Annotated in this window: 12 protein-coding genes; 5 read left to right on the top strand and 7 right to left on the bottom strand. The window is 53.9% G+C overall.

The window, feature by feature from the left end:
• The first annotated feature begins 61 nt into the window (after positions 1–61).
• Complete coding sequence (locus tag E3E30_RS06600) at positions 62–1,375, top strand: hypothetical protein (RefSeq protein WP_167728781.1); 1,314 nt, start codon at positions 62–64, stop codon at positions 1,373–1,375.
• Here E3E30_RS06600 and E3E30_RS06595 read toward each other — a convergent pair.
• Complete coding sequence (locus E3E30_RS06595) at positions 1,372–1,626, bottom strand: hypothetical protein (protein ID WP_042692740.1); 255 nt, start codon at positions 1,624–1,626, stop codon at positions 1,372–1,374. The two genes, E3E30_RS06600 and E3E30_RS06595, sit on opposite strands and share 4 nt — an antisense overlap.
• 46 nt (positions 1,627–1,672) lie before the next feature.
• Positions 1,673–3,895 carry a DHH family phosphoesterase gene (locus E3E30_RS06590; protein ID WP_167728780.1) on the bottom strand — a complete coding sequence of 741 codons (2,223 nt, stop codon included), beginning with the start codon at positions 3,893–3,895 and terminating at the stop codon, positions 1,673–1,675.
• A gap of 177 nt (positions 3,896–4,072) precedes the next feature.
• On the opposite strand from E3E30_RS06590, the gene E3E30_RS06585 reads away from it, so the two are divergent.
• Positions 4,073–6,301 carry a methyl-accepting chemotaxis protein gene (locus tag E3E30_RS06585; protein ID WP_167728779.1) on the top strand — a complete coding sequence of 743 codons (2,229 nt, stop codon included), beginning with the start codon at positions 4,073–4,075 and terminating at the stop codon, positions 6,299–6,301.
• On the opposite strand, the gene E3E30_RS06580 is transcribed toward E3E30_RS06585, so the two are convergent.
• Positions 6,298–7,446: an MFS transporter gene (locus E3E30_RS06580; RefSeq protein WP_167728778.1), complete on the bottom strand. Its 1,149-nt coding sequence runs from the start codon at positions 7,444–7,446 to the stop codon at positions 6,298–6,300. The genes E3E30_RS06585 and E3E30_RS06580 overlap by 4 nt on opposite strands.
• Positions 7,447–7,550: 104 nt before the next feature.
• The gene (locus E3E30_RS06575) at positions 7,551–9,029 is read right to left on the bottom strand and encodes an S-layer protein (RefSeq protein WP_240922633.1); all 1,479 of its coding nucleotides are present in this window, start codon (positions 9,027–9,029) and stop codon (positions 7,551–7,553) included.
• A gap of 63 nt (positions 9,030–9,092) precedes the next feature.
• Between E3E30_RS06575 and E3E30_RS06570 the strand changes: the two genes are divergently transcribed.
• From E3E30_RS06570 to E3E30_RS06560, 3 genes are read left to right on the top strand one after another with little or no spacing between them, the layout of a single operon-like run.
• Positions 9,093–9,611: a DUF2391 family protein gene (locus E3E30_RS06570; RefSeq protein ID WP_240922544.1), complete on the top strand. Its 519-nt coding sequence runs from the start codon at positions 9,093–9,095 to the stop codon at positions 9,609–9,611.
• Positions 9,612–10,634, top strand: coding sequence for a DUF3226 domain-containing protein (locus E3E30_RS06565; RefSeq protein ID WP_167728777.1), 1,023 nt, complete (start codon positions 9,612–9,614; stop codon positions 10,632–10,634).
• A 39-nt stretch (positions 10,635–10,673) separates the two neighbouring features.
• On the top strand, positions 10,674–11,375 hold the full coding sequence (locus E3E30_RS06560) for an HAD family hydrolase (protein WP_167729017.1): 702 nt from the start codon (positions 10,674–10,676) through the stop codon (positions 11,373–11,375).
• Between the two features lie 9 nt (positions 11,376–11,384).
• Here the strand turns inward: E3E30_RS06560 and E3E30_RS06555 are convergent, their stop codons facing one another.
• Genes E3E30_RS06555 through E3E30_RS06545 form a run of 3 tightly spaced genes read right to left on the bottom strand, consistent with a single transcriptional unit; the run spans position 11,385 to position 17,594 of the window.
• Complete coding sequence (locus E3E30_RS06555; protein ID WP_167728776.1) at positions 11,385–16,868, bottom strand: DNA polymerase domain-containing protein; 5,484 nt, start codon at positions 16,866–16,868, stop codon at positions 11,385–11,387.
• A complete protein-coding gene (locus E3E30_RS06550; protein WP_167728775.1) occupies positions 16,865–17,338 on the bottom strand; it encodes a DUF3368 domain-containing protein in 474 nt (157 codons plus the stop codon). Before E3E30_RS06550 ends, E3E30_RS06555 begins: the two co-directional genes overlap by 4 nt.
• On the bottom strand, positions 17,322–17,594 hold the full coding sequence (locus tag E3E30_RS06545; protein ID WP_042692757.1) for a hypothetical protein: 273 nt from the start codon (positions 17,592–17,594) through the stop codon (positions 17,322–17,324). Before E3E30_RS06545 ends, E3E30_RS06550 begins: the two co-directional genes overlap by 17 nt.

The following is a 17,594-nucleotide window of genomic DNA, read 5'->3' as shown; positions in this document are numbered from 1 at the left end:
ATCACCGTAGGGGTTTGGGAAATGCCTTTTAAAACGTTGACCAAAGCAATTCGGTGGTGGGATGGGGCTTGGGACTGGCGTCGCCAAGGTGTTCGCGATTTTCCTCGTTACGTTCCTTCTGCTGGCAAACTTGGTTGCCCCTCCAGAGGTTAAGCTGAACTCTCCCTCCGGCCCCGAACGCTTTCTCGTCGTTCCAATCAAGTTCATCCAGTACCGACTTGGTCACGGTGAGAACTACAGCGTGGAAAGTCCATACTCCCCGTTCGACTTTAAGCTCGGCGAGCCCCGCGATAAAGTTCCGGTTTGGACGTTCAACGCGAGAGTCCTCCTCAGTGATGTTGATGGAGAGTACGTTGAAAACTACGTTGACGAAACGGTCGAAACTGCCAGGGGATGGGTTACACACGCGGGATATGCGCCAACACCGGAACTCCTCAGGGGAACGGCCTTCATGGTGATGTGGTCCAGGGGCAGGCTCTATGAGAACATTGGGGGAACGCATCTCCCCTCCCGCACGATTTCCTCTGGTGGCGACTGTGACGACTGGACGATGGTTCGCTGGGCGATAATACGAAGGATAAACGAGGAAGCCGGTATAAGGGCGCTCTACTTCTTTGTGGAGGTTACCGGGGAAGTTTCATCCCACGTCTTTTTGGCCGTTTATTACCCCTCTACAGGGGATTGGGAGCTCTACGACTGGTTTGCCGTCAGAAATCTCTTTGTGGTTCTTTATGGCTCATGTCCTCACTGCGTTGCCAGGCCAATCAAGTTCCCGGATTTGAAGACGGCCCTGACCGCCTACTATCTCGGTGCGAGGGGCACGATTTACTGGGGCGACGTTCTGGCGAAGTACGGCCGTGTGAACGCTTATCTCCTCCCCACCGAGCACGACCCCCACGTTTACCCCCTTGAGTTTGAGACCCTTTCGGGAATCCGGTACTTCTCCCCCACGAAAAGCGATTTGGAAAGGGCGAGGAGGATTGTTGAGCTCGCCTGGGCCAACGTTACTGCCGGTGGCTCCGGTGAAAACGGGACTTATGTGGTTAGCGTTCTCTTCAATGGTAGGGAAGTTTCATCACTTCAGCTCTCCCCACACAATGGCGGTCTCTGGGTTTCCCTGAACGTCGAGGGGCTCTCCGGTGAGGTCACGATAACGGCTTACGGCGGCTACTTCAGCTTGGTTAACTCAACGGAGGTCGTGCTCAGGGAGTGGGAGAAACCGGGAATGATAGGAGACTTCCTGGCCTTTGGAAGGGCAGGTGTTCTTCTAAAGTCCCCTAAGTTGACCCTTCTCGTTTCACCCAAGGACTTTTTGAGAATCGTGCTTGAAGATAAAAGGGGAAACCGGCTCTCAGTGTTCGTTTCCAGGGTTTAAGGCTCGGCCGCGAGGTATCTCCCGTCCCTCTCAAAGGCCTCGAAGACCTTTCCCCCTTCCTTCGTTTTCAGCTCGACGAGGACCTTCTTCGGGGGTTCCTCAACCTCTGCCTCAACCTTCTGATTGCTGAGAACCTGAATGAACGCATCGCCAAGCCTCTCGAACTCAAAAACGAGGTTTCCGTCCTCCCATCTCGTACCGCGGAAGTTCACTCCGCCCATCCTGAAAGTTACCTCAAGAACTACCTTCAAAGCTTTCACCGGGATAATTAGGAGGGGGAGGTTAAAAAGGTTGGCCTCAGACCCTCTTCAGCTTCACGACTTCCTTGGCGAACTCCTCAAGCACTTCCTTGCGCATGCCCTCAAAGAATTTGATTGACCCCGCGTAGCTGTGGCCTCCCCCTTCAATTCCAGCTGAAGGCAGCTTCTCCTGGAGCCTTGGGATTATGGCGTTGAGGTCGAAGTTGTAAGCCGCCATCCCGTCGCTCGCTCTAACCACGGCGAAGTCCGGTCCGTAGGCGAGGGTTAAGATTGGAGAATCCTCGCCGTATTTCTCCTTGAAGTGGTCGTGGATTAAACCGCTCAGCTTGCCCGGTGAAGGATAGCTGAACTTCGGTGCGAAGAGCTCGACATCGATGGTGTTGAACCTTATGCCGTTGGGCAGAACGACGCTCTTGACATGGGGCAGGGAGGCCCTTAAAGCTTTCTCCTGCTTCTCCTTGACCTCTGGATAAATCGCGTTTATCAGCTCGCGGTGCCTCTGCAGGTTCCCGGTCAGGAGGAGAATCTCGTCTATTATCCCGTGCCCGTCCATGAACTTCCAGTAGAAGGCCTCGTGGTCTATGACCTCGGCAATCTTCTTCAGGTCTTCCTCGGTGAGGCCCTTCGCCTTCTTGGCAATCTCAAGGTACTGGTAGAACTCTGGAGCCTTGCTCCTGTCGCCGGTTCCAGCGATGGCAGGCAGGTGCTTTATCTTGTCCTCAACGTCGGGGTTGACGAAGCGGGCCACCTCGGTGGCAAGCATTCCGGCAGTTAGTTCGTAGTAACCGCGCTTGACGTGGTGCGGATTGACGTGAACATCGACGTACTCGTCAACCTTCGCCTTGTCCTCGCTTATCCACTCGCGCGGGTCGTGGTGGTCTATGACCACTATCGGAACCCCGTAGGCTTTTATCCTCTTGTAGGCTGGAATGTCCTCGCTCGTTCCGCCGTTGTCCACTATGACGACGAGCGGGAGCGGGTCTCCGAACTTCTCGTGGTCCTCGACCATGAAGATTATGTCCTTGAGCACATCTTCCAGCTCGTAGAAGGGAGCCCTGCTCGGTCTGCGCTTGAAGAGCTTCCACCTCGCCTGCGGGTCCGGGGATATCTTTTCAATCAGCGGGACTATCGCGTATTCAAGGGCCAGGCCTGAGGTGTAGCCGTCGGTATCCGAATGGTGCCTCAGGAGAATCGGCCTGCCCTCGAAGATGGCCCTCCTAATCATGAAGGCGGCCTTCATAATCTTCGGTTTGAGCTTCTCCAAGACCTCGCTCTGGACGAGGAATCCTACGTCCTTCGGCTGGGCGCGCTTGTCGAGCTCGGCCTCTATCTGCTGCTTCACTCTCGCTGCATCGGGCCCCCAGAGCCTCGCCATGTCGCTGACTTCAATCTGAATCTCGCCCGAGTGGAAGGCTATCTTGCCTATGACCTCGACGATGTCGCCGACGTTTATGTTCGGGTAGGCCCTCACTCCCGGCGCCTCAAAGGCGGCCGCCCACGTTATTCCAGTTCCGTCGGTTATCGTGAAGACAGTCGGCCCGCCGGTGACCTGTATCTGGGTGACCCTTCCCTGTATCCTCACGGTCTTTCCGGCCATGTCCTTGCTGAGCTCGGCTATCGGCGTTACGGGCAGTTCCTTCTTGACGACGACGGTCTTGTAGTGCCTCTGCGGCGACTCGATGAGGTCTATCTCCCTCTTGTCGGGTCTGACGTCGAGAACCTGAACGATTATCTCCTGTCCCGGCAGGTACTCCCTTCCGCCGAGGAGGTCCTTCCTCTTGATTAGACCAACGACATGCGGGTTGAGCTTGACGAAAACTCCGAAGCGCTCGACCCTGTCAATCGTTCCCTTGTAGAGGCTTCCGATTTCCACATCTTCGTAGTCGCAGGTCTTGTCGAGTATGAAGACGACCTTGTACTTCCTGAGGCAGTCCGGGCAGACCCACGTCGTTTCCATTCCCGGCTCCCAGGGCTCCTTTATCTTGCCGCAGATGTCGCAGACAAGGACTTTGCCCGTTCCGCCACAGGTTGGGCAGGTGTCGTAAACCGGAACCGTTCCCTTGCCGTGACACTCTGGACAGGGGATTTCATCAACCTCGTCCTCGACGCCGAGGTGGTCGAGGTTTCTGTAACCTTTCAGCTTGTCGCCTATCTTGAAATCAGCCGGAACGTAGCCCCAGCCCTCGCAAACGGGGCACTCCTTCTCGCCTACCTTGACCTTTCCCGTTCCGTGACACTCTGGACAGTCCTTAACCGCCATCCTCTCACCCCGCTTAGGTTACGGCTTTGGCTTAAAAACGTTAGCAGGTTCTCGCTTCTCCTGCCTTCATTTCGTGGTTCGAACCTACATGATGTCCTACACAAATCGCTTAAAAGGGCCCAAGTGGAAGATTTTTCATGGTAGTAATGACGGAATGAACAAACGGAGGGAAGAGCTTTGAGATTCAGGCAGAAGCTTTACCTCGTCCTCGTTGGGACCGTCATCACAATAATGCTCATTATGGCCCTGGCTCAGGTCAGGGGTATCGAGCGAATGGGAAACTCTATGGAACAGACTATGGGGCCCACGATAACGGACCAGGCGAAGAGAATTGCCCTCCTTGAAAGTGAGAAGTACGCGCTCATGATTGACGAGCGGCTTCGTCCTCTCCAGCTTGTTGCCGATTCCTACGCCAAGTCCATAGCCAGTGAGTACGCTGTCAACGAATACCTGCCGGGGTACACCCAGAGCCCGACTTTCTGGAACACCGTTGAGAAAAAGCTGACTGAACTGAAAAACTCTGAAGAAGACATAATCAACGCTTACTACGCCGACAGCACTGGGAAGTTGAAGATAGTCCCTCCTGCCCAGCTTCCGCCCGATTTCAACGCCACTAAGTCCATCTGGTACCGCAGGGCCGCGGAAAACGGTTCTTTCTGGATGGAACCCTACACCGACATAATCACCAACAAGACTGTGATAAGCTACATAACCCCCGTCGTGTACAACGGCGTCGTCGAGGGTGTTCTTGGTATAGACGTTGACTTCTCCGCCCTTTCGGAGGAGATAACATCCACCAAAATTGGGGAGACAGGTTACCTCTTCGTCCTCAGCCCAAACGGCACGATTGTAATCCACCCCAGAGGAGAGCTCATTGGCAGGGTGAACGTCTTCACGAACGAAAGCTACGCGCCCCTAGCCAGCGCTATGAAGGGGGAGGAGAAGGGCGTCGTCGAGGTCGAGCTCGATGGTAAAGTAATGGTAATGGCCTTCGCTAGGAGCCGCGTCACGAACTGGACGATAGTTGCGGTTGCCCCAAAGGACGAGCTTATCGGCGCACTCGTGAAGTCCCTCGACAGCGCGAAGTCAGAGGCCTCCAAAAACCTCATCTTCAGCCTTGGCCTTGCCTCGCTGATAGCATTGGGTCTCGTGCTCGCTGGCGTTCAGTACCTGAGAAAAGCGTTGAAGCCGATAGAGGAACTCACGAACGCGGCGGAGCTGATAGCGGAGGGCAGGCTTGAGGAGGCAAAGGAACTCGTTGGCTCAATAGACTACCCCTACCGCGACGACGAGATTGGAAAGCTCCTTACTGCCTTTGAGGCAATCTCGCGCGACGTTATTGGAACCCTCAACGGCGTCATCCAGAAGCTCGAGCGCCTCGCCGAGGGCGACCTGAGCAACGGTTTGAGCGTCGAGGCCAGGGGAGACCTGAAGAACATAATAAGCGCCCTCCGCGAAACGTCGGCCAAGATGAGGACGCTGATAGGCAACATCCGCCACATTGGTCTACTGCTCGACCAGCAGGCAAGCGAACTGGCGCAGATTGCTGAAAACGTTCGCGGTTCGATGGAGCAGGTCGGTGAAGCCATAGAGCAGGTCAGCGTCGAAGCCCAGAGACAGCAGGAGAGCATCAACGAGATTACCGAGGGAATGCGCCTCGTTGCCCAGGTCACCGAAGAAACCTCAAGCATAATGGAGGAGTTTGAGAGGGCCGTCGAGGAGGTTACGAGGACGGCATCCGAGGGCGGACGGAAGGGCGATGAGGCAATACGGGACGTTGAGAGCATCAAGCGCTCGATGGACTTCATTGACGAGGCGGTGAGGGCCGTAAGTGAGATGAGCAAGAGGATAGGCGAGATAACCCAGACGATAGGGAACATCGCCGAGCAGACGAATCTCCTGGCTTTGAACGCCGCGATAGAGGCGGCACGTGCCGGAGACGCAGGAAAGGGCTTCGCGGTGGTTGCCCAGGAAATCCGCGGTCTGGCCGAGGAGAGCAAGGAGGCCGCGGAAAAGATACGCGAAATCATAGCCGAGATGGACGAGAAGGTCAGGAGGGCCGTTGAGGAAACGAAGAAGGGCGTTGACACGGTTTCAAACTCGACCGAGACCCTCAAGGAGAGCCTTGGCTACCTCGGATACATAGCGGAGATGATTGGCTCGATAGGCGAAAGGGTCTCTGAGGTAAAGGAGCAGGCCGAGAGGACGAAGGAAGAAGTTGAGAAGGCCCTTAGAGCCCTTGAGAACCTCGCCGCGAGCGCCGAAGAGACGACCGCCTCTGCCGAGGAAGTCAGCTCGGCGATGCAGGAGCAGAGGGCTGAGATAGAGGCCCTAAGCGAAGAGGCCAGGAAGCTCAAGGAGATAGCGCGGGAGCTCCGCGAGAACGTGGAGCAGTTCCGCCTCTAATCCTCTTTTTTGAATGTTTCCCAGAAGACCGCCATCGAGAGCGAGTAAAGTAGAGCCGTTATGAAGAAGGGCCATGTTAGTGAGACGTCGAAGATGAAACCTCCGATGAACTGGCCCACTCCAAAGGTGGCCGTCCAGGAGAGGTTGTTGAGCGCCATCGCGGTTGAGCGCTCCTCCTTGCTGAAGAAGCCCATCATGAAGGAGCTCCATATCGGGTTGACGATGTTCATCAGGATTGTCCTGACGGTGTAAAGGAGCGCTGCGACTGGAAAGCTCGGGGAGAGGGGCATCAGGGCAATCAAAGCGCTCGCGCTCCCGTTGAAGGCCACGATGGTCTTCACACTGCCCATCCTGTCCGCGATTATGGGGAGGATGAACGTGCCGAGACCCATTATAAACTGCTGAACCGCGAAGAGCCAGCCGATGCTCTCAAGGCTCGTCCCAAAGCGCTGGTTGAACCACAGCCCAACGTAGGGTATCGCTATTCCGGCTCCAAGGCCTATTAACGCCTGCGGAACTGCGAACTTCGCGATTCTCCGGAGGATTTCTCCCCTGAGCTTTATCCCCCTTCCGCCGTTGAGTACTGGTCTCGTGGGAAGGATTACCAAAAAGCGGAGGGGGATGACAAGCAGGACAAGGGCGAACGTTTCTCTGTACGTCAGCCACCGGGGGAGAACTCCAGCGATGATTAGTCCAATAGCCGAGCCGATGGTTCCGAGGGCAGAGGACAGGCTGAACAGGTAGTGCCTCTTCTCGTCGCTCACCTCTCCGCTTAGGAGGGAAGTAAAGGACGGGCTCTCGAAGGCGAGACCAATTCCAACGAGGGCACCGCCGATGACCAGGGGCAAGAGGGAAGGAAATGCCACTTGGATGGCTCTCCCTGAGAACATCAGCCCCAGTCCAAGGAGGATGGAGCGTTTATAGCCAAGCTTCGCGCTCAAAGGGCCTGAGAAGAGGAGTGCCAGCGCCTGTGCGAGTGTTGATGCCGAGAACACCACACCGACGTCACCGTAGGTGTAGCCGAGGGACTTCATGTAGAAGGGCAGGATGAACCACGCTATGTTCCCGCCTAGCCAGGCGATGAAGGAGTAAAGCACAAGCAACCAAGCGTCCCTGGAAAATCCCCTGTACTTCTGTAGAGACATGAACGTTTAGATGGCTGTCGAGTATATAAAACTTGTGAGAAGCGGGCGGGATTGGCAGGAGATGTTTGAAACCGAGAAAAAAGTGGAAGAAGGGGATGTGGAAATCAGCTCGAAGATTTCATGAACTCCTCAACGGCCTTCGCGGTTTCACGGTAGGTCTTTCCTGCAAGGATTACCACGTAGTAGTTCGGATTGTACGGGTTCTTGAGCTTGGCCACAATGTAGCCCTTGCTCATAAGCTCGTTCTTGAGCTCGTTGACCTTGTCTGCGCCGTAGACTTTCTCAAGAACCTCCCAGGCCTTGTTGCTAACCCACCCTCCGATTATCACGACGTTCTTGTCCTTCGGAAGGCCGTTGTCGAGGATGTAGGTGTCGTTGACTATGAGGGAGTTTACATCATTCGTCGCCGTTACGGCAGGCGCGGTAATCGAGACGCTCTTGGTGACGTACGTGCTCCTGACGAATCTGTACCCGAGGATTCCGGTTATTGCCCCGCCGTCTGCGGTTCTGTTGAAGACTGGGACGAGCTTTAGGTTCCATCCCTTGACCGGAATCTTAAGGGAGGAGCCCGAACCGATGAACACCGGTGGGTATTCCGTTCCGTTGACGTGGAGGTAGAGCACGTATATGTCGTTCTCCGGCTGAATGTCCCAGACCCACTGGCCGCTGTAAACGTCGCCATCGCTGTACTGTTTGGCTTTTTTGTAGAACCAGTAGTCGTAGGTCACCATCTTGGCCTGGTTTATTCCAACGAAAAAGTCTGTCGGGGTAAAGAGGAAGACCCCTTTTGCACCACTTTTGAGAAGGTCATCAATGACAGTAGTTGGGTTTGAGGAGTACTCTTTGACCTCAAAGGTTCCGTTTGCGAGGACGTACATTAGGTAGTATGTGTCCTTGAGGAGGCTCGTAAGTTTTACGGTTCCATCTGGATAGTAGAGCTCAACAAGTGTCTTCAATTGCTTGGTGTCTATGTCTATGAAGTGAATCTTCCAGCTTCCCATTTTCACCCAGTCGCCAAGCGAGCTCGTGTTGCCTGTTGAGTACCGGTAGTCGTAGAAGTACATGACATCTCTGCCCTCAACGGTTGTATAGACAACTTTGTAGTTGCCCCCAATGTCGAGTGGAGTAGTGTTCTCGTTGAAAAGTATTTCAACGCTCCTATCAAGGAACTCGGCTGCGTGTTTGGTGGAATTGTAGAACACTTTTGAAAAGTTGACTCTAAGCACAACGGTCTTCCCAACGGGTTCAGTGCCAAGGTTCAGCCCCAGGTCGGGCATATCGTTGCTGGTCAGTATGTAAGTCTGATTTTCATCGGGTATGAGAATGCTGTGGTACTCAACAGGCACAGTAACGGTCTTTGTGTACGTCTTGGTTTCAATTCCATTGAGCACCAAAAATGCTCCGAGCTTTGCGCCTGCTATGGCGTCTTCATTTATATGGAGGGGCATGTTGTTAACAACTTTGGTGGTCGGGAGAACGACTATTGTGTTAACCGAGTTGAACCCGGCACTTACCAAAGGCACGGCCAGAAGAATCCCGACCAAAAACACCATCATCGCAGTTTCAAGTCGCCTCATGGGCATCACCGTTCTTCATAGTGAATGTTAACCTTTATAACCCTTCTCGGTGAAGCGTTTTCCGCGATGATGAGTGAATCCAATGCTGACGGGATGATGAACCCCGAACCTGAGCGCGAGGTGGTTGAACTGGAGAAACTCCGGAAGAGCGTTGAAGAGCTGACAAGACAGGTTGCCAGGCTGGAGGAGAGTAGAAAGCCCGACTCCCTTGGCTGGGACGACATAGCCCAGGAGATAGTTGGGGCGATAACCTTCGCGCTCCCCTTCATCTTCACGGGTGAGGTATGGGACGTGGCAAAGGACATCTCGGTCGAGCGCTCGCTCGCCATCTTCCTCATGACGATTGGCCTCGCTTATCTCTTCCTCACCAAGGCCCAGCTCGGGAACCTGAAGCGCGAGGAAATCTTCCACGTTCCCAAGAGGCTTATAACCGTCGCCCTCATCTCCTACGCCGTTTCCGCGGTTCTAATCTACCTCTTCGGCATAGACTACATAGCTCACTTCGACGCGGTTCAGTACTTCAACGCGACGGTCATAATAAGCACCTTCGCGGTCATAGGCGCGATAGCGGTTGACATGGTGAGGTGAATGAAAGTAGTAACCGGAAAGCGCTGGGAAGCCTTCGCCGATAGTGCCGTTCTCTTCCCAGAGTACTCGAAGAACCGCGACGAGCTAATTAACTTCGTGAACTCGCTGAAGGGCGACGAGACGATAGTAACGGCAAGTCTGGAGCTGGTAGACCTGATAGCGAACCGCTTTAGGAAAGGTGAGGAGAACGTTCTAATATACTCGGACACAGGGAGGAGCATAACGCTCAAGGAGACCTACGAGCTGAGGAAATACCTTGACTTCGACGTTCGCGGGGGCTTCTCGGGGGAAAATGCTAGGGCGAGCGTCCTCTTCGTCGAGGGGAAGACCGACGCCAAGTTCTTCAAGGCGGTCTTCAAGAAGCTCTTCGAGTTCAGGGAGAGCCGAAATGCCCCGTACCAGTTCAGGTTTATAGAGCGCGTCTTTGAGCGCGACAACTTCGACCTCCTCAGGCGGGAATCTGACGGGGCTTACCTCGCCGTTATCCCTAGCGAGGGCAACTCCGGGGTGATTAGAAACCTCGGAAACTTCCTAAAAGCCATGGAGGTCTTTAATTTCAGCGTTGACAGGCTCGGCGTTGCGGTTGACATCGACGAGAGCAGGGAAAGCGCACTCGCCTCGATAGCTGGGAAGCTCTCTGGCTTTGAGCACGAAACGACCACGAGGGGCTATCTCGTCGGAAAAACCGAGGTAATTCCGCTCGTTATCGGACTGCCCTTCGAGGACGAGCTAATAGAGTGGAAGAAACCGACGGTCGAGGACCTGATGCTCCACCTCATCGAGCGCGAGGGACTACTCGACAGGGTCAGGCCGGGCATTAAGGCCCTAAACGAGAGCCTCGGGAGAAAGCTCAAGCCCAAGGAGGTCATGTATCTGGCCTTATCGGCCTACGGCCACTGGGGCAACCTCGAGGGCTTCTACGAGCTGTTCGTCATGCGCTCCAGGTTCAGGAACCTCAAGGCGGTTCTGAGGGAAGCAGGGCTTATGGAGGGCCTCAGATACCTCGCATTTTCAGAGCGCTGAACTTTTAAGTTCTCCCTCCAATCCCCTTCGGTGATAAAGGTGAAGCTCGTCTCATTCGACGTCTGGAACACCCTCCTCGATATAGAGGTCATGCTCGATGCCCTCACGGTGGAACTGACGAAGCTCATGGGAGCGTGCATACTCGACGTGGCCGAGGGAATAATGCTGACGCGCGAGAGGATAAAGGCAATGCGCGCCAGAGGTGAAGGCGACCCGAGGCGGGCCTTAGAGGAAAGTCAGGAGATGTTGGCAGATTTACTCGGAATAGACGTCGAGCTGGTGAAGCGGGCCGCGGCAAGGGCGGTCCTCAAGGTCGATGAGGAGATAGTGCTCCCCGGAGCCAGAGAGGCCCTCGAAGGCGTCAAGCGGAAGGACCTGAAGGTTACCGTCACGGGCAACGTGATGTTCTGGCCGGGTTCATACACGAGGCTTCTGCTCGAGCGTTTCGGGCTCATGAACTACATCGACAAAACCTTCTTCGCCGACGAGGTTCTCGCTTACAAACCCCTGCCAGAGATGTTTAGGAAACCTTTGGAGACCTTCAACGTAAAACCTGAGGAGGCCATACACATCGGCGACACGAAGGCGGAGGACTTTGAAGGTGCATTAAGGGCCGGCCTCTGGGCGGTCTGGATTAACCCCGAGGCCGAGGGCGTGAGGAGAATCCACGAGAGGGGCTTCGAGGTGCCGAGCGTCGAGGGGATTCTGGAGGTTTTGGAGAGAATGGAAAACGGGGAATAACCCGCCTACTTACTTCTTCACCTTCAGCCACGCGCCCAAGCCGACCTGCTTCGTCTTCTGGTAGCGCAAATCCTCCTTCCGATAGCCGAAGGCTTTTAGAATCCTCTCCACCGCTGGCAGAACCTGGTTCTCGATGTAGTACTCCGCATCGTAGCGGTGCTTCGTCGGGTCGAACTCGTCGGCGGGAATCGCTCTGTCGCCTATCCTTCCAGAGCCCTTTAGGACGATGTAGCTTATCACCGTGCCCGGCCGGATTTTCACTCCACGCGCCGCGAGCCTCTTCGCAACGGCAACGTGTGGACCTGTGGCTTTGTAATCCCTCAAATCGCGCGTTATCTGCTCGTGGATTACCAGCTTCTCGGGCGGGACTTCATACTTGCTCAGCTTTTCCGTCACTTCCTTGACTATCCTGACGGCCTCCTCGACGTCACCGTGCTTGAGTATCGCCTCGAGAACCCTGGCCTGCGTCTCCTTCGCTATCTCGCTCCAGTCGCGCCTCACAATCTCAAGGCCCCTCGTGATTATCTTGCCCTCCTCGTCTATCACCGCGTACTTCTTCTTGGTCACGAAGAACCCCCTCACGTAGAAGCCCTCGTACTCGAGTTCGAGCAGGCCGGGCAGTTTCGCGTTGATATATTTGAGGAACTCCTTGGCCTTCTTCTTCACGGTCTCGGCGTCGGCTCCGGGGATTGTTGCAAAGAAACCGTCCGTATTGTGGACCAGGATTCCGTTTGCGAAGAACCGGTGCGTCCCATCTACCTCGATGTCGTAAACGTAGCCTTCGTAGGGGATTTCTTCTATCTTTGCGGGCTGAACGTGTTTGACCCCGGAGAGCCCTTTCTCGACTGCTATTAGAGTTTTTCCCTTAATTTCGGTTGGTTTGGCCTCTTTCAAACCATTTTCGGCAACAATCAGAGAATGGTCCTCTGTAACGTCGAGATACCACGAGTTCGTGAACCAGACGCGGTAGATTCTCTTGTTTGTCCTGTGCCTCATTACATATGGAACTTTTCTCCAAACGAGCCGGCCTCTGTTATCCAGTGTCAGAGCCTCAACGCCTTCAAGAACGCAGTATTCTTTCTCCCCAATCCGATAATCAACACGCTGGAAGAGCTCTTCAATCGGCACGAATTTAACCTTTCCGTTCCTCCTGATTATGATTTCGGTTTCGCCAGTAACGCTGTCCGCGTAGAGCACTTTAAAGCCAAACTTTTCCTCTATTTCGCGAATGGTGGTTTCTATGTACTCCCTTCCCCATGCCGTAACGCTCTCGGCGCACTCCCTGCAGTACCACCGGGCCTTGGCGTAGCCGTAGTAGCCGTAGTAACTGTTGTGCGCGTAGAGGAGTCCAAAGCCAGCCAAAAAGTTCTCGTCCTCCTCGACGCTCAGGTCGTAGACGTGGCCTTCATAGTGTCTCTTCTTGACTTCCACGACCCTGTCGAGGACGATGTCCCCACTGATTAGCCATTTTATTCTCTTGGCCTTCTCCCCGTCGAGTCTTCCGTTATCAACGAGCTCCCGGAACTTTTCGTAGCTCATGTTCTTCTGGAAGACCTTACCGAACGTTTCCCCAAGCACTTCCTTAGGTATGACGTGGGAATAATAGGCGTTCTTTTTCTTTTTGTAGTCCGTGAACGGAAGCTCCTCGTTAACGTAGACCCTGTAAACTCCGCTGTCGTATCTAAGCCTGATGGCAGAGACGCCGAGGGAGTTGAGGAGAAGGACCAGGCCGTTCACCAAAATCTCGCTCTTTGTCGAAAGGCGAACCCCCTTGTTCGGGTGAACGTCGCCATCGCCGATGAAGTATCCCTCAAGGAATGCCCAGCGCACGCTCTCAGGAGATGTGAAGATTACCTCTGGAACCCGCTTGTTCTCCGCTAAAGTCCCGCAGAGAGCCTCAAAGATAATGCACGCCATTTTCTTTGGAATCTCGACGTAGTTCTTCCCACGCCTCACCTTTCCAAAGAACCTTTCTGAGAGACGCTCCATGTCGTCGAGAACGCTCTCATCGTTGTTGTAAAGCTTAACGGAATAACTCCAGCCGTTCTTTGGGTTCCTCTGCTTGCCCGCGTAGCCCTCGCTCACGTAGTAGCCAAGGAGCTTTGCGAAGTTCTCATCGACCTCTATAAACGGGCTCATTTTAAAGCCGTTTCTGGTTCCAATTTTCCACTCCTTCAGCTCCTCCTCAGGCATGAGCGCTATAACGTCTCTAACGGCGTTGAATTCGATGAGATACTCCCTTCTATTGCGGTTGTATCTGACGGCTTCCACCAAGCCCTCGTAGAGGGTCCTGTACTTTTTGAGCCCTTCCCCGTCGATGATTTCGTAGCCGATTTTCCTGAGTTTTACGTATCCGAGCTCCTCCAGGTGCTTCAAGTAGCGCCTCGCAGTTCTCGGCCTCTTTTCCTCACCGAAAATCCACCGGAGGGTTCTGAGCATTCCCTTGAAGAAGTTCTTTCTGCCTCTCGTCGGAATCGTCAGTACTATGTCCTCCGTTTCTTCCTCCGGCAGTTCGAGAAGTAGTTGGACAATGTTCAACGTTTCCTTTCTTTCGGGCAGGTGCACGCGCTTTGGAACCGCGAGGAGGTCTCCGGCTCTGATTTCCCCGCCAGTTACCTCCGCGAGCTCCCCATTCCTGTAAGCGAAAAGGCTGTGGCCCTCTGTTACGGTTATTCTCCTGCCTGAGCTCAGGGTTATCTCGTAGACGTTTCCAGAATAGCGATGCCTTATCAGGGCTTTCACTGGCATTAGGCGGGCTTTCTTGGATTTCCTGTCAAACGAAAAGGCGTGAATTCCACTGACCTCCAGAACCTCAGTGTTTCCGTCCCTTTTGACCCGCTCCTTTTCGTCCTTCATGAGTCCATCAACGAACTCGCCAATCCTGACGAGCTTGATGTCTCCGTTCTTAACTACCGGAATCCATTCCTCTGGCAGGAGACTGTTGGCTAAGATTTTGATAGCCCTCTGCCTGTAATCGAGGAGCTTCTTCTCCAGCGGGTCAACCGTTGCCTTCATCTTCCGCTTTATCTTCTGCCTCTCCTCGAGCAAGTCTCCCAGGAGGCTCGGTATGAAGCCGGGGAAGTCCTTGCAGAACTTGTGTCCAACCTCCGGGGCGACGTCGTACTCTTTACAGCCCTCGCGGTTGAGCGTGTCCGGCGAGACGTTGTGGGTTATGATGATTGAGGGGTACAGAGAGTTGTGTGTCAGTATGCCGTTGGCGAAGTAGTAGGGCGTTCCCTCCAGAGTTAAATCGTAGACCTTACCCTTGTAGTACTCTTTAGTTGCTTTGAACTCAGAGAGGCTGTAAAAGGCGTTGTCTTCGAGGCGGTTCATCTCTCTGCCCATGATTGCCTCGCTAAGAGCCTGGTTCTTTTCCGTGCTTATGAACCCCACCAGCGTTTGGAAGAGTATAAGGCCGTCCCTGCCCGTAATTTCAATGATGTACCTCGTCAGGTTCTTCCCCCTTTCGGTGTACTCGTAAGTGTACTTGCTGTGGGGGATTTCGAGTTTTTCTAAGAGCTTTGATACGATTTCGATTTTCCACTTGTTGTTGGTGCCTTGGTTTGCGACTATCGTCCTGCGAACCCTGTTGACCGTTCCGTCGCCTTCAAAGAAGCCTCTCAGAACGGAAGGAGCGTGAAGGTTCTCAACGTTGTCCATGAGTTCCTTGACCTTGAGGTAGACCTCTTTCTTGGCGACTTTGAGAGTTACAGCCTTGGTGCATTCTTTCCTGGTGATTCTGGGGGTTACACCAAAGAGTTTTTCGAAAATGTAGACTATTCTCCCTATGAACTCTTCCTCATGTTCTCCAACGGTTATCTCGACCCTGTACTGATGCGATATCCTCTTCTTGCCCCGTGATGAATCAAAATACTCCACGTCTTTCCTTATGAGAGTGCCTTCTGCGAGGATTATCCCCGCAAGTTCTCCCTTAAGCACTTCCTCCTCGGACACGTTCTGCCCCGCAATCCTTCCAATTTTTTCAAAGAGCTGTGTGGTTATTAACCTGCCCTTAACTTTCTTTGTAAGGAACGACTTGGCGAGGCTGTCCCTTATCCTGGTCTGTCTCTCGTTCTTTCCCACCACTGGTAGCTTGTGGTTGGGGGTACACTTTAGACCGTTTATATTGATGAGTTCTCCTTCGTAGTCATACTCCCAGACTTTTTTGACCTTCTGCCAGCCATCTATACCAAGGACGTAGTCTCCCTCCCGTACTTCGCTTATGTTGATTATGCCCTTCCCCTTGACTACAACCTTTGTGTCGGCTGGGTGGCACCTAAAGTCTAAATACACAATATTGTCCCATAATCCTCGCTCTGGTTCCTTAACGTACCCACCTGCGTAGCCCCCGCGCCGTCTCGCAAGTTCTTTCTCGTCGGGCTTGTTTGGGGCCAGTTCGTTTCTCTCGTAGGCCTTCCGCAGGAGGAACCACTCCACCAAATTTCCGGTGCTCGAGCGCGAGACGTCCCAGAGGCTCTGGCCGATTAAACGGGAGAGCTGGGCCTCCATCGGGAAGAACTCCCTCCCCAGCTCGTAGGTCACCTTCGCGTCCTCCATCGAGTAGCGGGCGACCCTTTCAAGGCCCTCCCCGCTCTCCCATGCCTGCGCTATCTCCTCGGCGTAAACCTTCTCCTTGGGCTTTCCAAAGACCGCCTCGTAAACGGCCTCAAGGGTGTAGGTTGGGAGGTTTATCGTGCGCCGGATTACGGGATAGAGGTCAAAGTGAATCCTGCCCTTCACCTCGACGGCAAACCTGTCCCCCATGCGCTGGATTTTCGGCTCGCTCCCGTCCCTGCCGAGGGTGAACTTTATTCCGAGTTCCTCACAGCGCTTCTTCAGGTAGGCGAAGTCGAAGTTGTCGCCGTTGTAGGTGATGAGCACGTCGGGGTCCTTCTCCCTGACGACGCGGAGGAAGCGCTTAATCATCTCCTTCTCGGTCGAGACGACGTCAACGTACGGAAGGTCAATCTTCTTCCAGGTTATCACCCTCGCCTCGCTCCCGTCGGCGTAGCTTATCATGAGAATCGGCCCGGTTCCGAACTCCTCGCCCTCGTGATAGAGCGTTTCGATGTCGAAGGCGAGCATCGTAAGCTCCTCGTCGCCCTCCATCGGAATCAGGCCCTTGTCGATGAGGTAGCGCTTGGCGAAGGGTATGTCGTACTCGTAGATGTCAACGACAGCGGGGTGGGCGCGTATCCTGTCTCGAATCGCCGGGACGTCCTGAGGATGGTTGAAGTAGAGCTTCCAGACCTCTATCGGCCTGCCGAGGAACTTCTTCTGCACCTTCTCGGCGCGCTTCACCTTGACAACCGTTCCGTGCCTCTTTGCCGTTACCTTCTTGACGTCCTCTATCGCAGAATCGTCCTTCAGAAGGGCGTAGAAGTAGGGCTCGAAGGTTCTGTCGTACTCGATTTTAAACTCGCCGTTCTCCTTCTTGAAGACCCTTATCACGGGCTTCCCGTTCTCGGTGATGTAGTCGGTATCGAGAATCATGAGAACTCACCACCCATAACCTCGTAAAACAACTCTGGACGAATCCTAAAACCGATACGGTTCAGTTTACTCAGAAGCTCATCGGGTTTCTCTTCAATAAGCCCACCGTCAAGTAAAATTTTCAATATGCCCAGCGTTCCAATGACACGTATTCCTTCAAGCCTTGCGGCTTTTCTGGCCTTTAAATCATCAAGAACGACGATTGAGTCAGTTTCCTTTGAGAGCGCTATTGCCTCGAGCTCTCCCCTGTGTAGGCCGGGATACACTGGAGTTGAACTGACCTCGTGGAGTTCTATGCGTTTTTCTTCAATGAGCCTAAGTACTGACGAACTGGCATCATCTTCTTTCGTCGTAATCTCCTCCAAAACTCCTCTAGGAATTATTGCTTTTTCAAAAAGACTAACCGCAACGTCTAGGTATCCCAACTTGGCTAGGGTTATTAGAGGCGAAGAGTTAAAGACGGCCCTCACGTTTCAGCTCCTCCAAAATTCTTTTTGCTTCTTCCTTTTCTAACCTCGCCTCCTCCTCATCGAGAAGGGAGTACTCAACACCTAACTTGTCGAGGAGAAACGCAAGTTCATCTAACCTCATATCGAGCAACTCTGCGGCTTTCTCAAACGTTATCTGGTGGCTTACGAGAAGTCCAACCACCTTTAGGAAGCGCTCTTTCTCACGGTAATCTTTGAACAGGGGAAAGTTGAAGACGAGCCTGTCAACCTCTTCCAT

This window comes from Thermococcus sp. 9N3, from assembly GCF_012027685.1.
Lineage (GTDB): Archaea > Methanobacteriota_B > Thermococci > Thermococcales > Thermococcaceae > Thermococcus > Thermococcus nautili.
Note: the sequence above shows the minus strand (reverse complement) of the source record. Positions and strands in the feature narration are given on the sequence as shown.

Bases quoted from the DNA above. Each gene is read 5' to 3' on its own strand.
- E3E30_RS06600 (WP_167728781.1), top strand. From the start codon at position 62: ATGGGGCTTGGGACTGGCGTCGCCAAGGTGTTCGCGATTTTCCTCGTT.
- E3E30_RS06590 (WP_167728780.1), bottom strand. From the start codon at position 3,895: ATGGCGGTTAAGGACTGTCCAGAGTGTCACGGAACGGGAAAGGTCAAG.
- E3E30_RS06580 (WP_167728778.1), bottom strand. From the start codon at position 7,446: ATGTCTCTACAGAAGTACAGGGGATTTTCCAGGGACGCTTGGTTGCTT.
- E3E30_RS06575 (WP_240922633.1), bottom strand. From the start codon at position 9,029: ATGCCCATGAGGCGACTTGAAACTGCGATGATGGTGTTTTTGGTCGGG.
- E3E30_RS06570 (WP_240922544.1), top strand. From the start codon at position 9,093: ATGAGTGAATCCAATGCTGACGGGATGATGAACCCCGAACCTGAGCGC.
- E3E30_RS06565 (WP_167728777.1), top strand. From the start codon at position 9,612: ATGAAAGTAGTAACCGGAAAGCGCTGGGAAGCCTTCGCCGATAGTGCC.
- E3E30_RS06555 (WP_167728776.1), bottom strand. From the start codon at position 16,868: ATGATTCTCGATACCGACTACATCACCGAGAACGGGAAGCCCGTGATA.
- E3E30_RS06545 (WP_042692757.1), bottom strand. From the start codon at position 17,594: ATGGAAGAGGTTGACAGGCTCGTCTTCAACTTTCCCCTGTTCAAAGAT.